Origin of the sequence: Bartonella sp. AA1HLJMS (assembly GCF_042197445.1) — a bacterium.
GTDB lineage: Bacteria > Pseudomonadota > Alphaproteobacteria > Rhizobiales > Rhizobiaceae > Bartonella.
Map to the genome: position 1 here is coordinate 1 of NZ_JBHIRW010000003.1, position 19,157 is coordinate 19,157.

The window sequence follows — 19,157 nt, forward strand, 5'->3', positions numbered from 1 at the left end:
CTAAAAGGTGGTCTGAAAATGGCTATTTAAAGAAAAAATCTATATATTTCAATATGTTTAAGAAATAAAATGGTGCCCCCAGAGAGACTCGAACTCCCGACCCCCTGATTACAAATCAGGTGCTCTACCAACTGAGCTATAAGGGCGTAACCATGTAGGAGTTAGCACAAACTAACAAAAAGGAAAACAGAAAATTATTAAATTTTATGCATATTAAAAGAAAACTATATAAAAAATAACCAATTTATTTCCTTTTTCCACTTTTTACAGCAAGGTTGGAACTATCCTTATATTGATATCTTATAGAGTCTTTTATAAGAATGCACCGTTTTGCTATCGAATTACGAATCTGAAGACTTTGATTGATGAGCAAGGTAATTTTCTAGCCAGTGAATATTATAATTACCATCAGCAACATCTTGATTATTAATAAGATCGCGAAAAAGAGGTAGTGTAGTTTTTATCCCATCGACGACAAATTCATCTAAAGCACGCCGTAAACGCATCATACATTCTAAACGGGTACGTCCATGAACAATTAGCTTTCCAATCATGCTATCATAGTAAGGAGGGATACGATAACCTGAATAAGCGCCTGAATCAACACGAATCCCTAAACCTCCAGGTGTATGAAAATGTGTAATGGTTCCAGGTGATGGCGTAAAGTTAATGGGATCTTCTGCATTAATACGGCATTCAATGGCATGACCAGAAAAACAGACTTCATCTTGTGTTACTGAAAGTTTACAGCCTGATGCAATATGGATTTGTTCGTGGACTAAATCTATACCTGTAATTGCTTCAGTTACAGGATGCTCAACTTGTAAACGTGTATTCATTTCAATAAAATAAAATTCGCCATTTTCATAAAGAAATTCAATAGTACCAGCTCCACGATATCCAAGTTGAGCACAGGCATTTGCAACAATATTTCCAATTTTTTTCCGTTCAGTTTCATTAAGTGCAGGTGACGTAGCTTCTTCCCATACTTTTTGATGCCGTCGTTGAAGTGAACAATCGCGTTCTCCTAAATGAATAGCATTTCCCGCACCATCACCTATGACTTGAATTTCAATATGACGAGGTTTTTCTAAATATTTTTCTATGTAAACAGCGTCATCACCAAAAGCAGCTTTCGCTTCTGAACGCGTTGTTTTGAGAGCTATAGAAAATTCTTGTTCAGAATGAACGACTTTCATACCACGTCCGCCACCACCGGCAGAAGCTTTTATAATAACTGGATAACCAATTTCACGAGCAGTGCGTAAAGCATCTGATTCTTCAGTGACTGCTCCATCTGAACCTGGAACTACAGGAATACCAAGTTTTTTGGCGGTTTTCTTTGCTTCGATTTTATCGCCCATGATGCGGATATGAGTAGCTGTTGGACCGATGAATGTAATATCATGGGCTTCTAGAACATCTGCAAATTTTGCATTTTCAGAAAGAAAGCCATAACCTGGATGAACAGCATCCGCTCCTGTAATTTCACAAGCAGCAATAATTTGCTGAATACTCAAATAAGAATCACGAGCGGGAGGAGGGCCAATACAAACACTTTCGTCAGCAAGACGAACATGCATTGCATCTGCATCAGCGGTAGAGTGAACAGCCACGGTTTTTATGCCAAGTTCTTTACATGCACGTAAAACGCGAAGAGCAATTTCTCCTCGATTAGCAATGAGGATTTTTCGAATCATGGTTGCCCCTCGCTTTATTCAACAATAATAAGTGGTTCACCAAATTCAACAGGTTGGCCATCTTTGACAAGAACAGTGGTTACCGTGCCTGAGCGTGGTGATGAAATTTGATTCATTGTTTTCATGGCTTCAATAATAAGTAATGTCTCTCCTTCAGAAACATTTTGTCCTACTTCTACAAAAGGTTGTGCACCTGGTGAAGGTGCAAGATAAGCTGTTCCAACCATTGGAGAGGTTATTGTGTTTTTGGATTTATCTTCTTGGATAGATTGTATGGGAGATTCAGTTGTTGGGACCGGAGAAGATGTTACAGAAAAAGTAGGAGTAGAAACAGGAGCATAGATTGCTTGCTCAGAAGAAGTTAAGGTATTTTGGCGTGAGACACAAATACGAAGCTCCCCTTGTTCAACTTCAATGTTCGTTAAATTGGTATCATTCAAAATTTCAGCAAGATCACGAATAATTTTCGTATCAATTGCGGTTTTTGCCGAATCCATTTTTTTTGTTGCCATTTTATTTCTAACTCCTTGATCAATGAAGATCGTCATTATCTCATTTTATGACCGAATATCTCTAGATTAGGGATGAGATCTTTTGAGGCTTTAAAGATTTTTATTTCCTTTAAATCATTATAGTTTGCAATTTAAACTCGTATCTGCTTTACGTAAAATTGCACTTATAAGCCTGTTATCAAAAAAGAGAAAGCATAAAATTACCTCATTTACAGTATTCTTCCTAAAACGGATCAGGTATTCACTGTGTATTATCTATCGCTTGTTTTAGAATATCTTGTCTGGCTGCGCCGATGAATATTTTATCACCAATGATGTAAGAAGGTGTTCCCGTAATATGAAGTGCAGAGGCAATTTGAATGTTTTCTTTAAAAGCGTTTTGCAGAGTGGGATCTTTTATTGCATTATGTAGTTTTTTTTCATCTGCTCCTAATGAAACAGCTACTTTAATAGCTTTAGCTTCATTTGCACGACCCTGATACATTAAAAGCGTTTTGTGAAACTGAGGATATTTCTCTGGAAATTGTTTTCGAAATGCGTAGGCAACAGTATGGGCTGCCATAGAATCAGAGCTTAAAATTGGTAAGTCCTTGATAATAACCTTTAAATCTGGATATTCTTTTATTAAGTCTTCTATATTTGAATAGGAAATTTTACAATAACCACAGTTGTAATCAAAAAAATTGACAAGCACTCTTTTACCATTTGGGTTTCCCAAAACAGCGTCATGAGGAGAATGAAAAATCTCTTTTTCTAATGAATGAATGACAGAAGTTTGTTTTTGGTTTTCGTATTCATTCTGTTTTTCCAGCTTATCTTGAAGAATAAGCTGCATTTCAATCATAATTTCTGGATGAGTAAGAAGATACTCTCTGACGATTTGTTGAATATGATGAGAATCAGTATGTGGTATCATTTTTTCTTTAAGCTTAGATAAAAAGCTAGAATCTTCCAAAAGTTGTGATTTAAGCTTTTCTAAGCTTAAATCATTTGCTGTTTTTGAGTGTGATGTTGCGTTTGATAAAGAAGGTAAAAAGATTAAAATACTCGACATAACTATGACTAAAATTTTTGAAAAAAGTGTTATTTTCGAGTTTTGAGAGTGATAATTCATTTGTATACCTTCACATTTTTTAGGGTGTCATTGAGTGAACTATATGAAAAGCGCTATCTATGTGCAATGAAGCATTTAGTTATAGTGTATCTTTAAGAATGAGAAAAAACATCAATTTTTCTCTAAAAAGATTTCATATGATAAACCTTGGCTTGGTAAGGATTATGTTTTGTAAAAGATAAAAAAATTCTCTTTAATTTGTCAAATGTTGTTTTGATGTATAAGGGTATCAAAAGCTTTTTGTGCGTGTTTATTTTAGGAAAAAGTACGTTGATAATATAATGAAGAACATTTGTATTATTTTTTCCTGTTGCTTTATTGAGTACTGAGAAACAAAATTAAATAATGAAAAGTGAAATTATGAAAACCACAACACATTATGATCTGTTTATCATTGGAGGAGGGATAAACGGCTGTGGATTGGCAAGAGATGCAGCAGGACGCGGATTTAAAGTGGGATTGGCTGAAATGAACGATCTTGCATCTGGGACCTCAAGTGCGTCAACAAAGCTTATTCATGGTGGGCTTCGTTATCTTGAACACTATGAGTTCAAACTTGTTCGTGAAGCATTGAAAGAACGCGAGATTATTTTACGTATGGCTCCACATATTGTGCGTCCTTTGCGTTTTCTCCTTCCTTATCATAAAGAATTGCGCTCTGCTTGGATGTTGCGTTTTGGACTTTTTATTTATGATTATTTAGGGAATTGGAATCAGAAATTGTGGCGCAGTAAAACGATTAATTTTTCACAAAAATTTTGCTCTACACTGAAGAAAGAATATCAGAGAGGTTTTGAATATTCTGATGCAAGAGTAGATGATGCGCGTTTAGTTATTGGCAATGCTCGTGATGCAGAAAAGTGGGGAGCTGATATAAAAGTACGAACAGAAGTTCTCTCTTTAAAAAAAGAAGACAATAAATGGCGTATCTTTCTTCAAGACAAGTTAAGTAGCAAAGAATATAGTGTCACAGCTTCTTATGTCGCGAATATGACAGGTCCTTGGATTGATCATGTTTTAGCAAGCATATTAGATTGTAAAGAACATCCACCAGTACGGCTTGTTAGAGGTTCTCATATTTTGGTTCCCAAGCTTTATACTCATGATCGTGCTTATATTTTTCAAAATGGTGATGGGCGTATTATATTTGCTATTCCGTATCAAGAAGAGTTTACCTTACTTGGAACAACAGATTGTAATTATCAAGGAGATCCGGCTGACGTTCATATTACTGATACAGAAATTGATTATATTTGTGCAGCAGCCAGTGAATATTTCATACAACCAGTGTTGCCTGAAACGATTGTCTGGTCTTACTCTGGAGTTCGTCCACTCTATGATGATGGAGCTTCAAAAGCACAAGAAATTACGCGCGATTATGTTTTAAAAGAAATGGGAACAGGAACGACACCAAAGATACTTAATCTTTATGGTGGAAAGATTACAACTTATCGTAAGTTGGCTGAAGATGCGATGAAATTTGTTGAAAAAGAGCTTGGTAAAAAGGGAGCATCATGGACGGCTAAGGCAGTACTTCCAGGGGGTGATTTTCCCTATAACAAATTAGATACAATCGAAAATAGGATTGCTCTTTTAATGCCAGATTTAGATGCTTTTACACATCGCAGGCTTGCACGCTCCTACGGTACGGAAGCATTGGTGATCTTTGCACATGGTAAGGCAAATAAAGGAAAAAATTTTGGACATGGGCTTTATGAAGTAGAAGTAAAATGGTTGATGGAAAAAGAATGGGCTAAAGTATGTGAAGATGTGTTATGGCGTCGTTCAAAACTGGGGCTCCTATTTAATGAACAAGAGGTTGATACTCTTTCTTCCTATATGCAAAGCCAACAAGAGATTGAACAACGTTTATGATCATTTCATTTTACAGATTGTATCTGCAATATTGTAAAATATTTTCCTTCGAGAGATACTGATATTAGTTATAGATATTAAAAAGGCAATGGTTGTCTATACCCTGATTTTAGTTTTTTTTTGCAAGAATCACAAAATGGCAAAATTAGATAGAATATTTAAGATGAAATTTGTCTATCTTATAAAGTGAAATCTAAGAATATTACCAAAAAGAACTCATTGATAAAAAATAATTTATAATTAGATTCGTGTGAAATAAGGTTTTTTTCTTCTTTAAGAGAAGATAAAAGCTACTTTCTGTATCGTTTATTTGCACAATGAGTTAAAAAAATCTAAAGAAAATTAAATCAATCATGAAAAATTCTATAATGTGTTAGTTTAGCATTTATTATCTTAAACGCTGTACTAAATCATGTAAGGGAAGAGGCTTGAAGAGCGTAATAAGAAGAACTTATAAATGAGTTTTTTATATTATAGTAAAAATCTTCTTTTTTCATGTTTATATACCTGAACACTAATCTATGAGAAATGCGATATTGTGTTGTGGCATGATTGATTGTAGTAAACCTTGATATCAATTGAAAATAATGAGCTGTTATTATACTCATGATAGTATAAGAGAATAAAATTTTCCGTAAACTAAAAGTAAGTATTTTTTTATGTATAAAGAGAGAGCTATAGGGACATGAGAGTAATACCCTCATGATATTTTACAACCTTCCATCGCCTATAAAATTTGCAGTAGCACCAATGTTGGACTGGACAGACCGACATTGTAGATTTTTTTATCGTCTTTTAACGAAAAAAGCTCTCCTTTATACGGAAATGATGGTAGCAGATGCTGTCATTCATGGTGTTCGCGAACAATTGTTGGCTTTTAGCGACAAAGAATGTCCAGTTGCATTACAATTAGGGGGCGCAGATCCGAAAAAGTTAGCAGAAGCTGCACGAATTGCTGAGGATTTTGGCTACAACGAAATAAATCTCAATGTTGGTTGCCCATCAAATCGTGTTCAAGCAGGTGTCTTTGGAGCTTGTTTGATGCTACATCCAGACATTGTGGCAAATGCCGTAGAAGCAATGAAACGAGAGGTTACTATACCTGTAACTGTCAAATGTCGGATTGGAGTGGACGAACAAGATGAAGAGTTAGCGTTAGATCTTTTGGCTAATCAGGTTTGGAATGCTGGATGTGATGCGCTTTGGATACATGCACGCAAGGCATGGCTACAAGGATTGAGTCCGAAAGAAAATCGCAATATTCCGCCCCTTAATTATGAAAGGGTTTACAAATTAAAACGTCAATATCCTCATAAATTCATTGGGATAAATGGTGGAATTAAATCGATTGATGAGATCAAAGAACACTTAACTTTCTGTGATGCTGTCATGGTTGGTCGCCAAGTTTATCATGATCCAACTTTGTTAAAACATATTGATTTTGAACTCTATGGTGAGTCGCAGAATAGTCTAAGTGAGAGTGATCTTATTGAGGTTATGTGTGATTATGCGGCTCGACATATTGCATCGGGGGGGCGGCTTTCTCATGTGACGCGTCACATGATTGGTTTATTTCATGGGCGGGGTGGGGCACGTCGATGGCGGCAAATACTATCAAATGATGCGACAAAACCAAACGCAGATATATGTACTTTAAAAGAAGCTTTTTATGCTCTCATTTAATAACAGTCAGACAATTAACATATATTAAAGTTGAGATCCTTTGCGTTTTGATTTCTTTGCGATAATTTTGATCCTTTTAATTTTATAAGTTTTTGAAAGTTTATAACTTTTATTATGAATAAGAATGTTAGAATTTATATATTAAACGGCATGCTGATTATACCTATTAAATAAAAAATAACTTAAGGGTATCACTGTAAAGGTAGTCATAAGATATTAATAACATTTTGAATCTTGCACATTTGTTATTGGGGTAGAAAATAGAATATAGAAATTATTGCCTTCATAGTATTTAACTTTTTTAAAGCACTGTTAAAAAAACAATAAATTATTTATATCCTGTATATATGACGTGATTTTCATAAACATTGTAGATTTTAAAAGGTATCCTTATGATCGCTAGTCCATTTGATGATTTTCGTGCTTTGCTTACAAATTTACCTGTTGCTGATGAGTTTTCTATAATTTTGGCAAAAAAACGGCAAAAAAACTTAACAAAAGAGCAAGGAACATTGGGAAAACTAGGAGATATTGCTGTTTGGTATGCGGGGTGGAGGGGTACAGAAAAACCTATCGTAACGCGACCTTTGGTTGCTATTTTTTCTGGAAACCATGGTATTGTAGAGGAGAATATTACACCATTTCCACAATCTATGACACAAAAAATGGTAGAAAATTTTGCATCTGGTGGAGCTGCTATCAATCAAATTTGTATTGCTTATGATCTTGGATTAAAAATTTTTGATTTAGCATTGGAATATCCAACAATGAATATTACGAAGGATGCCGCAATGGATGAGCGGAGTGCGGCTGCTACAATGGCATTTGGAATGGAATCCATTGCGGGTGGAACAGATCTTTTATGTATTGGAGAAATGGGAATTGGAAACACAACAATAGCTTCAGCTTTATGCTTAGCATTGTTTGGAGGGGAAGTGGAAGAATGGACAGGAAATGGTATGGAATCAGAAGGTGATTTTTATCAGCGTAAAATTGCAGCGGTTAAGACAGCCATTTCTTTGCATAAGGATTATTTTAATGATCCTTTTGAGATAATGCGTCGCTTAGGAGGACGTGAGATTGCTGCTATGGTTGGTGCTATTTTAGCAGCAAGAATAGAAAAAATACCCGTTATTTTAGATGGTTTTGTGGCAACAGTAGCTGCAGCGGTTCTTTATAAAATGCATCCAAAAGCTCTTGATCATACCCTTGTTGGACATGTTTCTTCTGAGACAGCTCATCGTAAACTTTTAAAAAAAATTGGCAAAGAACCACTTCTAGATTTGGGGATGCGTCTTGGTGAAGGGACAGGAGCAGCTATGGCAGCTGGTATCGTCAAAGCCGCTGTTTTAACACATGCACAAATGGCAGTTTTGGAACAAGAAAGTTTGAATGCCTAAAAGATCATAAGACGGATATAAAAAATCTTAAGAGCTTTGTTCATGCGTCTTGTCGTGTAATTTAATATAATTCAGCGGAAGTTCCGTTGTATATTTAATCTGTTCCATTGCGAAAGAAGATGAGACATCACGGATATCAATTTTAGAAATTAATTTTTTATAAAAAAGATCATAAGCTTCAATGTTGGGCACAACAACACGCAATAAATAGTCAATATCTCCACTCATTCGATAAAATTCAATGACTTCACGGAATTCTTGCACAATTTTTGAAAAACGCTTAAACCATTCATGACTATGTGTATTTGTGCGAATAGACACAAAAACAGTGACGTGTGCGTTTACTTTTTCTGGAGAAAGAACAGCAACACGACGCTGAATGACGCCATCTTCTTCAAGTTTTTGAATTCTACGCCAGCAAGGAGTGGTCGAAAGTCCCACTTTTTTAGCAATATCAGCAACAGAAAGTGTCGCATTTTCTTGCAAAAGATGTAAAATTTTTCGGTCAAGACGATCCATATTTTTTCTCAATATTTTAATTTATAAAAATTTACGCACTAAACGACGCAGATATACAATAAGCTCATCGTTAAACCATGGGTTTTTCTGTAACCAAAAAGTATTTCGCCATGACGGATGAGGCAAAGGCATAACATTATAGCCTCGAGGTTGAGGAATGGAAAGAATATTTCTCCAATCACCAACAGTTGCAGAAACGGTTTTATGTTTTAATTCTGTAATGTGCCACTTTTGCGCATAACTGCCAATAGCAAGAACAAGCTTTATTTGAGGCATTGCCTGAAATATCTTTTCATGCCATATTTCTCGACATTCACGTCTTGGTGGTAAATCAGCTTTATTTTTGTCATAACCTGGAAAACAAAATCCCATAGGAACAATAGCAAAGAGAGATTTATTATAAAATTCTTCTTTCGTGACACCCAGCCAATTACGCAATTTTTCACCAGAGCGATCATTAAAAGGGATAGACGTTTCATGGACACGCAACCCTGGTGCTTGGCCTGCAATTGCAATCGAAGCAGTATCGGATAAATAAACGACAGGGTTTGGTTCATGAGGAAGAGGAGGAAAATAATGGGGTTGTTGGACGCAAACACGACAGGAATAGATCTCTTTTTCAAGTTTGATAATTGGGCTACATTGTTTCATTAGTAAATAAAATTAAAAAATATTTTTTTTATTCTGTGCGAGGATTTGCTTTGCGCCATTCTTTTGGTCGTTGAAAACTTGATGCCCATATTCCTTTCTTTTTCTTTCTAGCTTCTTGCTCTTCTTTGGGGTATTCATAATAATTTACAGCCCAACCATTATGTACAAGTGTTGCGTTGATATTGCTAACTTGTTTTGTTTTACATGTTGCAAGAATACGGCGATATTTATCTGTTTTTTGCCAGTGACATGTAACAGTTTGATTTTTTAATAATTGTTCTAAATATTTCTTTGCCTCAAGCCCACAAGGGTAGCGAGCTTCTTTTTTTCCACAAAATTGGTGGAGTTCAGGAGCATCAATTCCAGCTAGCCGAATCTTAATTGAAGAAATCATAATGGTATCGCCATCAATGATTAATGCATTTCCTTCAACAGTGTTTTGAGAAGAAAATTTTTCTTTTTGAGGCAACCGCTGAGTTTTCTTAAAATAAGTTGACATAATGATAAGAATGCTAGCAGCGACAAAAATACTGAAACCGATAACTTTTAGATTAAAGCTTCTTAGATTAAAATGAGAAAAAGATTTTTTCATGAAATAAAGAAACTGCTAACATTATTATAACTCTATTTTAGTATCGAGAAACTTTATTCATATGACGAAACAATGTTTCGTTTTAATGACAAAATTTTCATTAGATATCACAATAATCAAATACTCATACAGAATATATGTAAGCAACTTAAATAATAAATCAACTTATCCAAATCCGTACAAAACATACAAAGTTTAAAGTAAACTTTTTAAACTTAAGGAAATAAAAAACACCCCTCAAAAAATAAATTTGAAGAGCAATACTCCCACATTTCTTTTGGAATATAAAATCTATCAATTCAATGATAATTTTATTTATTTAATTTTTGTTTCTTTAAATTCAACGTGTTTTTTTACAACTGGATCATATTTACGCTTGCTCATTTTATCTGTCATTGTACGGCTGTTTTTCTTTGTTACATAGAAAAAACCAGTATCCGCAGTTGATAAAAGCTTGATCTTAATGGTTGCTGCTTTAGCCATAATGTAAGTACCCTATTTATACTGAAAAAATATTATTGCTGTCAAAACTTATTTCCGACATCATCAGATTTTCCGGCAACACTACGGATGTTCTCAAAAAAGTCAAGAGCTGATTAATTTTCTCATAAGTTGGACAAACACGAAAATGACATATAAACCGAAAAAAACAGCCATGGCTATTGAAAAACCAAAGGGTTTAAAGATATCCATGGATTTTCCGATAAAGGTCGGTCCGATGAGCATACCAATTCCATAACAAAAAATAAAAGCAGAATTAGCAGCAGCAAGCTCTTGCCCCTTGAGACGGGCTCCTAAATGTGCAAGACTAATTGTATAAAGGCTCGCTGATACACCACCCAGAAAAAACAAATCAAGCATCAGAATCCATGGATATTGAAGAATCCATGGTACTATAAAAGTTCCTATAAAACCTAAAATAGCGCAACTCATCAGCGGGTAGCGTCGATCTTTGGCGTAGTCGCTTATAATGCTGATAGGAATTAAGAGGAAAATATTCCCAAGTGCAAGGGTTGCCATAAAATGTGCTGCTTCATTCTCATTATAACCAATGGATAAACTAAAGGGTATTATAAGAGTTAATACGCCCATTTGAATGGCCCCGTAAACAAGGACCGCCATCATTGCACTTGGAACGTGAAAAAGATAACGAAAAAATGGCATATATTGATTTTTTTGAAATTCTGGACTTAATTTCCAAGCGGTAAGAATTGGTATAGTAGCAAGTATAATAAGGCTATATCCAACAGCAAAAGGAATAAATCCTTGTGTTCCCACTTTTGCTAGCAGCGTTAGACCTATTATAAACCCTAATCCTAAGACAATAGCATAAATAGAAAGGATAAAACCGCGTTTTTTGGGGGGAGCATAACTGTTGATCCAAAACTCTGACAGGATAAACATAACTGTCATGCTGAAATGTAATATAAACTTTAAAATAAACCAAACCCATATGGGATCAAAAAAATAGAATCCTAAAAAACTTAAAGATCCTATCGCCATCATAAGCAATATTGTTTGAGCGATTCCTAAGCATAAGGCAATTCGAGACGTAAAAATAGCTGCAATAATTGTGGCGATTCCACCAACTGTTCCACTATAGCCGATTGTACTGTTGGAAAGTCCTTTCTCTGCCATAAGAAGAGAGACAAGTTGTGTTCCCATTGCCAATGCTGTTCCAACAGTGCCAATGGTTGCAATAGCGGCAATAATTGCACGCAAAGAATTATTTTGAGAGTCAAAAGTTTTTTTTTCATGAGAATGGCTTAAGGGTACTCTTGTTTATTTAAACAATGAAAAGATGAGCTGAAATGAAAGGGAGCCAAAACTATCCTTTGCAGTTTCTCTCATTTCCTAAGTATAAAAAACTGCAAGATTTTTATATGGTTATTATAGACTTAACAATAAAATTTATCCTCTTGTATACTAAAGAAAGAAGATTGTACATATAAAATAATATAAATATTATATAATATAAGCCATTTCTTAAATTGAATTTATTATTCAAATTATATTTAATGGAGGGCAAGAAGCTTAATTTTTTCTTTTCCCATAAAAAGTATACTTTTGTTTTTTTAATTTGTTTTTATGGTAGGATGTCGGTGAAAATTTTATTGGACGAGGTTTTGTTAACAGTTCAAAGCATAAAGCGCCAGCAAAAGGTTGTACCGTTATAAGTTTTACTTCTACAACATCACTGAGCTGATAGCCTTTATGGCTACGCTGTCCTACAAGAACATGTTGTGCTTCATCAAAATGATAATAATCATTTTTAAGTGTAGAAATATGGACAAAACCATCTGTATTGAGTTTATCAAGTGAGATAAAAAGACCTGCTTTTGTAACTCCGGAAATGCGACCTGTAAAAATACGACCGATTTTATTCGTTAAATAGTGAGCAACAAGCCGATCAATCGTTTCTCTTTCAGCCATCATTGCACGGCGTTCGTATAAAGAAACTTGCGTAGCAATTTCTGCAAGATTTTGTTCTTGTGTATCTGTTAATTGATCATTTCCTAATTTGAGAGCTTTAATGAGTGCTCGATGAATAATGAGATCAGCATAACGACGGATTGGTGATGTAAAATGTGTATAGTTCTGCAAATTTAAACCAAAATGGCCACTATTTTTAGGGTTGTACTCTGCTTGTGATTGTGAACGCAAAATAACTTGATTGATCAGTTCTTGTTGTTCAGTATGAGCGACCTTTTCTAAAATTCTATTAAGACGTGCTGATGTTAGTTCTGCACTTTTAGAGAGTGATATCCCTAAACTTTGAAGAAAGCTCCGAAGTATTTCTTGCTTAGCAAGAGAAGGTTTTTCATGAATACGATAAATGAGCGGCTGGTGATGTTGTTTTAATGTTTCAGAAGCTGCAATATTGGCTTGTATCATAAACTCTTCAATCAAACGATGGGCTTCTAGATGTTCTTCACTCACAACATCTTGGATAGATCCATTTTGATCAAGAATAATCTTTTTTTCTGCAATTTCTAATTCTAGTGGTTGGCGACAATTTCGCGCAGCTTTAAGGCATGCATAGGCTTCCCATAAGGGGTGCAAAATGCTCTCAAAAAGAGGGGCTATTTTTTCATTTATATTACCTTCAATTGCCAATTGTACTTCTTGATAAGAAAGTTTGGCTCTTACACGAATCATAGTACGATGAAAACTATGTTTTCGTTTATTACCGTTTGCATCAAAAATCATACGAACGGCTAAAGCTGGTCTTTCTTTTCCTTCATGCAGAGAACATAAATCATGAGAAAGGCGTTCAGGTAACATTGGCACAACGGTATCGGGAAAATAAACAGAATTTCCACGTTTCAATGCTTCTTTATCTAAAGCGCTTCCTGTTTTGATATAATAAGAAACATCTGCAATGGCTACAATAATAATCCAACCATCATTATTTGCTGGATCCTTATCCTTGGTTGCATAAACTGCATCATCATGGTCTTTGGCATCTGGTGGATCGATCGTAATAAATGGTAATTGTCGCCAATCTTCGCGGTTATCCATCTTGGCAGCTTTGATATGTTTAACTTGCTCAAGAACGCTTTCAGGAAAAATATAAGGAATTCCTTTTGAGAGAAGAGCAATCATGGAGAGTGTTTTTTCACTCTTAATATGTCCTAAGACATTTTTTACTTGTGCACTTTTTAGTCCATAACCAGTATTTTTTTTTATTTCAACTTCAACAAGATCACCCGTTTCAATCTTCATGTCTGGAGACATTTCAACTATGAGCTCATTGGTTTTGCGATCTATAGGATCAAGGCGCCATTGATTATTTTCCAACTTTCGTACAATACCAAATGTGCTCTTTGGGGATAGTTCAATTTTACGAATAATTCGCCCCCTATATGGGGGATTTTGAGAATTTTTATTTCGAAAAACTTTTACAAGAACATGATCTCCAACGCCAACACTCCCTCCCTTTATGTGATGAAAAGAGTGTATTTCAATATTGGGCTTTGGCGTATCTTCCCATTCAAGAGGTTGTGCAATAAAACCGCCATCTTTATCACGTTCACTAATTTTTACTAAAGCAACAGGAGGCAATTTTCCTTTGTTTATTTTTCTTTTGCGCTGTTTAGATATAAGATTTTGATCCTTTAACGCACGTAATATATCTTTAAGCCAGATACGAGAATTACCTTTTAAGTTAAAAGCTTTGGCTATTTCTCGTTTATTTGATCGATCAGGATTCTCATTAATAAAGGAAATAATTTCTTCCTTATTGGGCAATTTTTCTCCCTTGAATGAGGAGAGATATTTTACGTTTTTTTCATCTTTAGCCAAAATTTATGTCTCTTTTGTCTTTGCTTTTGTCTTGGAAGAAGCTCTTTTTGAAGTTGTCTTTTTGCTCGATTCTTTGGCCAATATAAGTTCTAATGCCTCTGGAAGTGTTACACTAATGGGATCTTTCTCTTTTGGCAATGTTGCATTAATTTTACCCCAATTGACATAAGGACCGTAACGTCCATTGCGTACGGTGACTGTTCCGCCTTCTGGATGCTCTCCTAATGTTGCCAATGCTGCAGATGTTGCTCTGCTTTGCTTGGTTTTATTTTCTTGTTGTTCTGCCAATACTGTAACAGCGCGATTAATACCAATATCAAAAACTTCATCTGCATGAAGAAGGCGTGCAGATTTTCCATTATGACTAAGGTAGGGACCATATCGTCCAATTGTCGCGGTAATCATTTTGCCAGTTTCAGGATGAAGGCCAATTTCACGGGGAAGGGATAGTAAAGCCAAGGCCTTTTCGAGGGTTATGTTTTCTGCCTGCCATTCTTTTGGTAGTCCTGCGCGCTTAACTTCTTTGCTTTCACCTCGTTGAATATAGGGACCAAAACGGCCATTGCGAAGAGAGATATCTTTTCCTGTTTCAGGATCAATCCCAAGTATAACAGGTTCGTCATTGTGCGCAACTTCATTATCTTCTTTTGTATCTGTACCAAGTTGGCGTGTGTATTTGCATTCAGGATAATTGGAACAGCCAACAAAAGCGCCATAACGGCCGAGTTTTAATGATAATTGACCATTTTTACAAAGAGGGCAGGAACGCACATCACTTCCATCTTCGCGTTCAGGAAAAGCAAGAGGTGCTAATGTTACATTTAAAACATCAAGGACATTGGTGATACGGAGTTCTTGGATATTGCTAATAGAGGCATTAAATCCATCCCAAAAATCGCGTAATACATCTTTCCAAGAAAGTTTGCCATCAGAGATAAGATCCAGTTTTTCTTCAAGATCTGCTGTAAAACTATATTCTACATAGCGATTAAAGAAATTTTCAAGAAAGGCTGTAACAATACGCCCCTTAGCATCAGGAATAAGTTTTCGCTTATCAATGATAATATATCCACGATCACACAATGTCGCCAATGTGGAGGCATAAGTTGAAGGACGACCAATTCCTAATTCTTCAAGCTTTTTAATTAAGGAGGCTTCAGAATAACGGGGAGGGGGCTCTGTGGTATGTTGTACAGATTCAACTTTTTCTTTTGTAAGTGCTTCACCAGTGTTTATTTGTGGTAAACGTGTTGTTTCATTTTCTTCATTATTTTCTTCGTCTCGTTGATCCGTGTAGACGGAAATAAAGCCATCAAAGCGAATAACAGATCCTGTTGCCCGTAGATTTGCACAGTTTTCTCCTGTCTGTGCTTCAATTTCAACAGTTGTACGTTCAATTTCAGCAGAGCGCATTTGGCTGGCAATGGCACGCTTCCATATCAGATCATAGAGCTTTGCTTGATCGCTATCGAGAAAATTACGGACTTGACTAGGATTGCGTTGAAAATCTGTTGGGCGGATCGCTTCATGTGCTTCCTGTGCATTTTTTGCCTTTGTTGAATAAAAACGTGGCTTTTCAGGAATATAGTCTTTTCCGAAAGTTTCATGAATAACTTTTCTTGCTGAATCAATAGCCTCTGGTGCTATCTGCACACCATCGGTACGCATATAAGTAATAAGCCCTGCCGTTTCACCATTAATTTCAATGCCTTCATAAAGCTTTTGGGCAATTTGCATAGTGCGAGAAGCTGAAAAACCTAGTTTTGAAGAAGCTGCTTGTTGTAGTGTAGAGGTTGTAAATGGAGGAAAAGGATTTCTCTTTGTAGGTTTTGCTTCAACACTGAGTGTATGATATTGAGCTTTCTCCAGCATAAAGCGAATTTGGTCTGCTTGTTCTTGAGATTGAATATCAAGCTTGCCTATTTTTCTTTGATTAAACATTGTCAATCTTGCTTGGAAACTATCATTTCGGATGGTTTTTAACTGTGTTGTAATGGACCAATAATCTTCTTTGATAAAATGTTCTATTTCTGATTCACGATCACAAATAATACGCAAAGCAACCGATTGAACCCGTCCTGCTGAACGCGCACCAGGGAGTTTACGCCATAAAACAGGTGAAAGTGTAAAACCAACGAGATAATCAAGAGCGCGACGTGCAAGATAAGCATCTACAAGTGATGTATCAATATCACGTGGATTGTTCATAGCATCAAGCACAGACTTTTTGGTGATGGCATTGAAGACAACTCTTTTAATAGGTTTATCTTTTAAAACTTTTTTTTGACGGAGAACATCCAGAATATGCCATGAAATAGCTTCCCCTTCACGATCAGGGTCTGTTGCTAATATAAGGCTATCGGCTTCTTTAACGGCTTTTGCTATTTCATTTAAACGTTTAGCGGCAGCAGAATCTATATTCCATTTCATAGAAAAATCTTGATCCGGTAAAACAGAACCATCTTTTGCAGGCAAATCACGAACATGTCCAAATGATGCGACAACTTTGTATTGAGACCCAAGATATTTATTAATTGTTTTTGCTTTTGCTGGAGATTCAACGATAACGATATTCATAATTTTACCCAAATATTGAAATAAAAATTTTTTTATAAACGCCTTTTACGCGAATAGCTAATGCCAATTGCTTAAGAGCACATAAAAAAATATTAGCCATATAAAAAACATGAATATTGTACAACTTATGATTGTCATTATTAGAGTACACCCTATATAGAATTACACGATTTATTTTCCACTGTTATTACAAAAACATACGGCGAAATACTAAGATAACGTCTATTGAGAGGTAGGAGGGGAAATGCTCAAGGATAGAGGATTATGTTTATAAATCATTTAAAAGTTATCCAATATATTACAGACATGTCAAAGCAAATGAATCAGATGGCACGTCAGGCGCACAGTCCGCTTTTAGCATTGCTTTTGGATATGGTTGCCAAAGAAGGGCAAAGCATTATTAATAGTGCTGAGGCTCTTGGGGAAGATCAAGATTCGACAATGACACACAACCACCAGAGTGTCGAATAAGCTTTCCAGCAAGGTCGAGTTCTACCAACAAGAGGTAGAGAGCTGGGAGTGAAACACCTGAGTGGATACTGAGTGTGTCTAAATCGATTGGCGTTGTTGAAAGAGCGGAGAGAACTGCTGCACGTGCTGCATCATCATCTGCTAAAGAGAGATCGCTGTTTTTTTCATCTGCTAAATTAAAATTCTCCTTTTCAAGTTGTAAAGAGGATGGTTCCTCAAAAAAATTGAGTTGCGAATTTGGAAGCGGTGAAATTAATGGCGTAAGTGTTTCTATAATGTCAGAAGGATGTGTGGTGAGTAGAGCACCGTCTTTGATAAGATTGTTTGTACCAACAGATCTTGGATCAAGTGGAGAACCGGGAATGGCAAAAATTAGCCGTCCCATTTCAGCTGCTTGACGTGCGGTAATTAAGGACCCTGAGCGCAGGGCTGCCTCTACAACCAAGAGACCAAGTGATAGAGCTGCAATAATACGGTTTCTTCTTGGAAAATCGATAGCACGCGGCTTCCAAGAAATGGGCATTTCGCTGATGATGGCTCCACCGTTAGCAATAATATCTTCATGCAACTTTTTATTTTCAGGAGGATAGATATGATCAATTCCTCCCGCCATGACTGCAACAGTTCCTGTTTTTAAACTTGCTTGATGCGCAACGCTATCAATTCCACGAGCGAGTCCAGAAATTGTTACAAAGTCTGCTTCTCCGAGAAAACGTGCAAATTGAGCCGTAAGCTTTTTTCCCGCAGCTGAAGCATTTCGAGAACCTATAATTCCAATAGAAGTTTTTTGAAAAATTGAAACATTACCTTTGATAGCAATAAGCGGCGGAGGGGCTTCTGTAACCTTAAGAAAAGCTGGATAATCTGGTTCTCCCATACCGATAAACCGAACACCTAATCTTTCAGCTTCTTGCATTTCTTTTTCTGCATCTTCTAAGCTTGCTATTTTAATAGATACAGAACCACCACCTTTTCTACTAAGCTCTGGCAGCACTGCCAGAGCATTTTCTGCTGTTTTATAATGATCAATGAGATTGCGAAAACTAACAGCTCCAATATTTTCACTGCGCAATAACCGTAACCAGCTTAGACGTTGATGATCAGTAAGTAGGATTCCTTTATTTATCTCCGCTTTGCGTACCAATCTTACTTTCTTCCCCAATTAATAATCTACCGATATTTGTATAATGTTTTATGAACACAAATATGCTCATCGCAATCAGCATACAACAGAAATAAGAATCGGAAAAATAAAAAACAAATATCGGCGTGATCGTAACAGCAACGAGTGCGGATAATGAAGAATAGCGTGTGAGGAGAAAAATCGCACTCCATACAATAATAAAAATAATTGCTGCGGGCCAGTAGGTCCCTAAGCAGACCCCTAGATAGGTAGCAACACCTTTGCCACCTTTAAATTTAAGCCATACGGGGAAAAGATGTCCTAAGAAAACAAAAAAGCTTGCTAGAGAAACAAGGATACTATTGTCTAGCGGATCACTAAAAAACTTTATAACGAAAACAACGATAGTTCCTTTCAACATATCACAAAGAAGTGTTAGAGCAGCAAGCTTTTTATTTCCTGTTCGTAAAACATTTGTTGCTCCAATATTGCCGGAACCGATTGTTCTTATATCACCAATTTTGAACAATTTCGTAAAAAGAAGCCCAAATGGAATCGAGCCAATGAGATAAGATACGAGGAAAATAAACCATGGAGTGGATTGAAAAAATATTTCTGCTTCATTCATTAAGAAT

General features: G+C 36.0%; 16 protein-coding genes and 1 tRNA gene. 4 read left to right on the forward strand and 13 right to left on the reverse strand.

The annotated features are described in order from the left end of the window. Nucleotides 1-70: 70 nt before the first annotated feature. From ACFIQE_RS01700 to ACFIQE_RS01715, 4 genes are all read right to left on the reverse strand, one after another. Nucleotides 71-146 (reverse strand) — tRNA-Thr (locus tag ACFIQE_RS01700). A 195-nt stretch (nucleotides 147-341) separates the two neighbouring features. Further along, nucleotides 342-1,700, reverse strand: coding sequence for an acetyl-CoA carboxylase biotin carboxylase subunit (gene accC, locus ACFIQE_RS01705; protein WP_375613402.1), 1,359 nt, complete (start codon nucleotides 1,698-1,700; stop codon nucleotides 342-344). A gap of 14 nt (nucleotides 1,701-1,714) precedes the next feature. Continuing rightward, nucleotides 1,715-2,212, reverse strand: coding sequence for an acetyl-CoA carboxylase biotin carboxyl carrier protein (accB, locus tag ACFIQE_RS01710; protein ID WP_273787930.1), 498 nt, complete (start codon nucleotides 2,210-2,212; stop codon nucleotides 1,715-1,717). 241 nt (nucleotides 2,213-2,453) lie between these two features. Further along, nucleotides 2,454-3,326 carry a DsbA family protein gene (locus ACFIQE_RS01715; RefSeq protein WP_375621287.1) on the reverse strand — a complete coding sequence of 291 codons (873 nt, stop codon included), beginning with the start codon at nucleotides 3,324-3,326 and terminating at the stop codon, nucleotides 2,454-2,456. A 345-nt stretch (nucleotides 3,327-3,671) separates the two neighbouring features. Here ACFIQE_RS01715 and glpD point away from each other — a divergent pair, with 345 nt between their 5' ends. The 3 genes from glpD (at nucleotide 3,672) to cobT (ending at nucleotide 8,284) form a co-directional block, all read left to right on the forward strand. Next, complete coding sequence (gene glpD, locus ACFIQE_RS01720) at nucleotides 3,672-5,201, forward strand: glycerol-3-phosphate dehydrogenase (protein ID WP_375707214.1); 1,530 nt, start codon at nucleotides 3,672-3,674, stop codon at nucleotides 5,199-5,201. 702 nt (nucleotides 5,202-5,903) lie between these two features. Then, nucleotides 5,904-6,884 carry a tRNA dihydrouridine(20/20a) synthase DusA gene (gene dusA / locus ACFIQE_RS01725; protein ID WP_375629884.1) on the forward strand — a complete coding sequence of 327 codons (981 nt, stop codon included), beginning with the start codon at nucleotides 5,904-5,906 and terminating at the stop codon, nucleotides 6,882-6,884. A 392-nt stretch (nucleotides 6,885-7,276) separates the two neighbouring features. Then, nucleotides 7,277-8,284, forward strand: coding sequence for a nicotinate-nucleotide--dimethylbenzimidazole phosphoribosyltransferase (gene cobT, locus ACFIQE_RS01730; RefSeq protein ID WP_375621284.1), 1,008 nt, complete (start codon nucleotides 7,277-7,279; stop codon nucleotides 8,282-8,284). A gap of 27 nt (nucleotides 8,285-8,311) precedes the next feature. Here cobT and ACFIQE_RS01735 read toward each other — a convergent pair whose 3' ends face one another. The 7 genes from ACFIQE_RS01735 to topA form a co-directional block, all read right to left on the reverse strand. Next, the gene (locus ACFIQE_RS01735) at nucleotides 8,312-8,803 is read right to left on the reverse strand and encodes an Lrp/AsnC family transcriptional regulator (RefSeq protein ID WP_375608344.1); all 492 of its coding nucleotides are present in this window, start codon (nucleotides 8,801-8,803) and stop codon (nucleotides 8,312-8,314) included. A 21-nt stretch (nucleotides 8,804-8,824) separates the two neighbouring features. After that, nucleotides 8,825-9,454, reverse strand: a complete 630-nt coding sequence (locus ACFIQE_RS01740) for a uracil-DNA glycosylase family protein (RefSeq protein WP_375640809.1) — start codon at nucleotides 9,452-9,454, stop codon at nucleotides 8,825-8,827. Between the two features lie 28 nt (nucleotides 9,455-9,482). Continuing rightward, nucleotides 9,483-10,046, reverse strand: a complete 564-nt coding sequence (locus tag ACFIQE_RS01745) for a thermonuclease family protein (RefSeq protein WP_375707215.1) — start codon at nucleotides 10,044-10,046, stop codon at nucleotides 9,483-9,485. A 315-nt stretch (nucleotides 10,047-10,361) separates the two neighbouring features. Beyond that, nucleotides 10,362-10,529 (reverse strand): 50S ribosomal protein L33, encoded by a 168-nt coding sequence (rpmG, locus tag ACFIQE_RS01750; RefSeq protein ID WP_004864083.1) that lies wholly within the window; start codon nucleotides 10,527-10,529, stop codon nucleotides 10,362-10,364. Between the two features lie 102 nt (nucleotides 10,530-10,631). Then, entirely contained in the window at nucleotides 10,632-11,768 is a 1,137-nt protein-coding gene (locus tag ACFIQE_RS01755; protein WP_375706755.1) for an MFS transporter, read from the reverse strand. 312 nt (nucleotides 11,769-12,080) lie between these two features. After that, nucleotides 12,081-14,351 (reverse strand): ribonuclease R, encoded by a 2,271-nt coding sequence (gene rnr / locus ACFIQE_RS01760; RefSeq protein WP_375707216.1) that lies wholly within the window; start codon nucleotides 14,349-14,351, stop codon nucleotides 12,081-12,083. Between the two features lie 3 nt (nucleotides 14,352-14,354). Next, nucleotides 14,355-16,928 carry a type I DNA topoisomerase gene (gene topA / locus ACFIQE_RS01765; protein WP_375707217.1) on the reverse strand — a complete coding sequence of 858 codons (2,574 nt, stop codon included), beginning with the start codon at nucleotides 16,926-16,928 and terminating at the stop codon, nucleotides 14,355-14,357. 264 nt (nucleotides 16,929-17,192) lie between these two features. Here topA and ACFIQE_RS01770 point away from each other — a divergent pair, with 264 nt between their 5' ends. Next, entirely contained in the window at nucleotides 17,193-17,399 is a 207-nt protein-coding gene (locus ACFIQE_RS01770; RefSeq protein ID WP_005773510.1) for a hypothetical protein, read from the forward strand. Here ACFIQE_RS01770 and dprA read toward each other — a convergent pair. Together dprA and plsY are read right to left on the reverse strand one after the other, a co-directional pair. Next, on the reverse strand, nucleotides 17,329-18,561 hold the full coding sequence (gene dprA / locus ACFIQE_RS01775; RefSeq protein ID WP_375707218.1) for a DNA-processing protein DprA: 1,233 nt from the start codon (nucleotides 18,559-18,561) through the stop codon (nucleotides 17,329-17,331). The two genes, ACFIQE_RS01770 and dprA, sit on opposite strands and share 71 nt — an antisense overlap. Beyond that, nucleotides 18,518-19,150, reverse strand: coding sequence for a glycerol-3-phosphate 1-O-acyltransferase PlsY (plsY, locus tag ACFIQE_RS01780; protein WP_375707219.1), 633 nt, complete (start codon nucleotides 19,148-19,150; stop codon nucleotides 18,518-18,520). The genes dprA and plsY overlap by 44 nt, the downstream gene beginning before the upstream one ends. Nucleotides 19,151-19,157: the final 7 nt, after the last annotated feature.

What these genes read in the sequence shown, in the direction of transcription:
- accC (WP_375613402.1), bottom strand. Translation starts at nt 1,700, where the DNA reads ATGATTCGAAAAATCCTCATTGCTAATCGAGGAGAAATTGCTCTTCGC.
- accB (WP_273787930.1), bottom strand. Translation starts at nt 2,212, where the DNA reads ATGGCAACAAAAAAAATGGATTCGGCAAAAACCGCAATTGATACGAAA.
- ACFIQE_RS01715 (WP_375621287.1), bottom strand. Translation starts at nt 3,326, where the DNA reads ATGAATTATCACTCTCAAAACTCGAAAATAACACTTTTTTCAAAAATT.
- glpD (WP_375707214.1), top strand. Translation starts at nt 3,672, where the DNA reads ATGAAAAGTGAAATTATGAAAACCACAACACATTATGATCTGTTTATC.
- dusA (WP_375629884.1), top strand. Translation starts at nt 5,904, where the DNA reads ATGATATTTTACAACCTTCCATCGCCTATAAAATTTGCAGTAGCACCA.
- cobT (WP_375621284.1), top strand. Translation starts at nt 7,277, where the DNA reads ATGATCGCTAGTCCATTTGATGATTTTCGTGCTTTGCTTACAAATTTA.
- ACFIQE_RS01735 (WP_375608344.1), bottom strand. Translation starts at nt 8,803, where the DNA reads ATGGATCGTCTTGACCGAAAAATTTTACATCTTTTGCAAGAAAATGCG.
- ACFIQE_RS01740 (WP_375640809.1), bottom strand. Translation starts at nt 9,454, where the DNA reads ATGAAACAATGTAGCCCAATTATCAAACTTGAAAAAGAGATCTATTCC.
- ACFIQE_RS01745 (WP_375707215.1), bottom strand. Translation starts at nt 10,046, where the DNA reads ATGAAAAAATCTTTTTCTCATTTTAATCTAAGAAGCTTTAATCTAAAA.
- rpmG (WP_004864083.1), bottom strand. Translation starts at nt 10,529, where the DNA reads ATGGCTAAAGCAGCAACCATTAAGATCAAGCTTTTATCAACTGCGGAT.
- topA (WP_375707217.1), bottom strand. Translation starts at nt 16,928, where the DNA reads ATGAATATCGTTATCGTTGAATCTCCAGCAAAAGCAAAAACAATTAAT.
- ACFIQE_RS01770 (WP_005773510.1), top strand. Translation starts at nt 17,193, where the DNA reads ATGTTTATAAATCATTTAAAAGTTATCCAATATATTACAGACATGTCA.
- plsY (WP_375707219.1), bottom strand. Translation starts at nt 19,150, where the DNA reads ATGAATGAAGCAGAAATATTTTTTCAATCCACTCCATGGTTTATTTTC.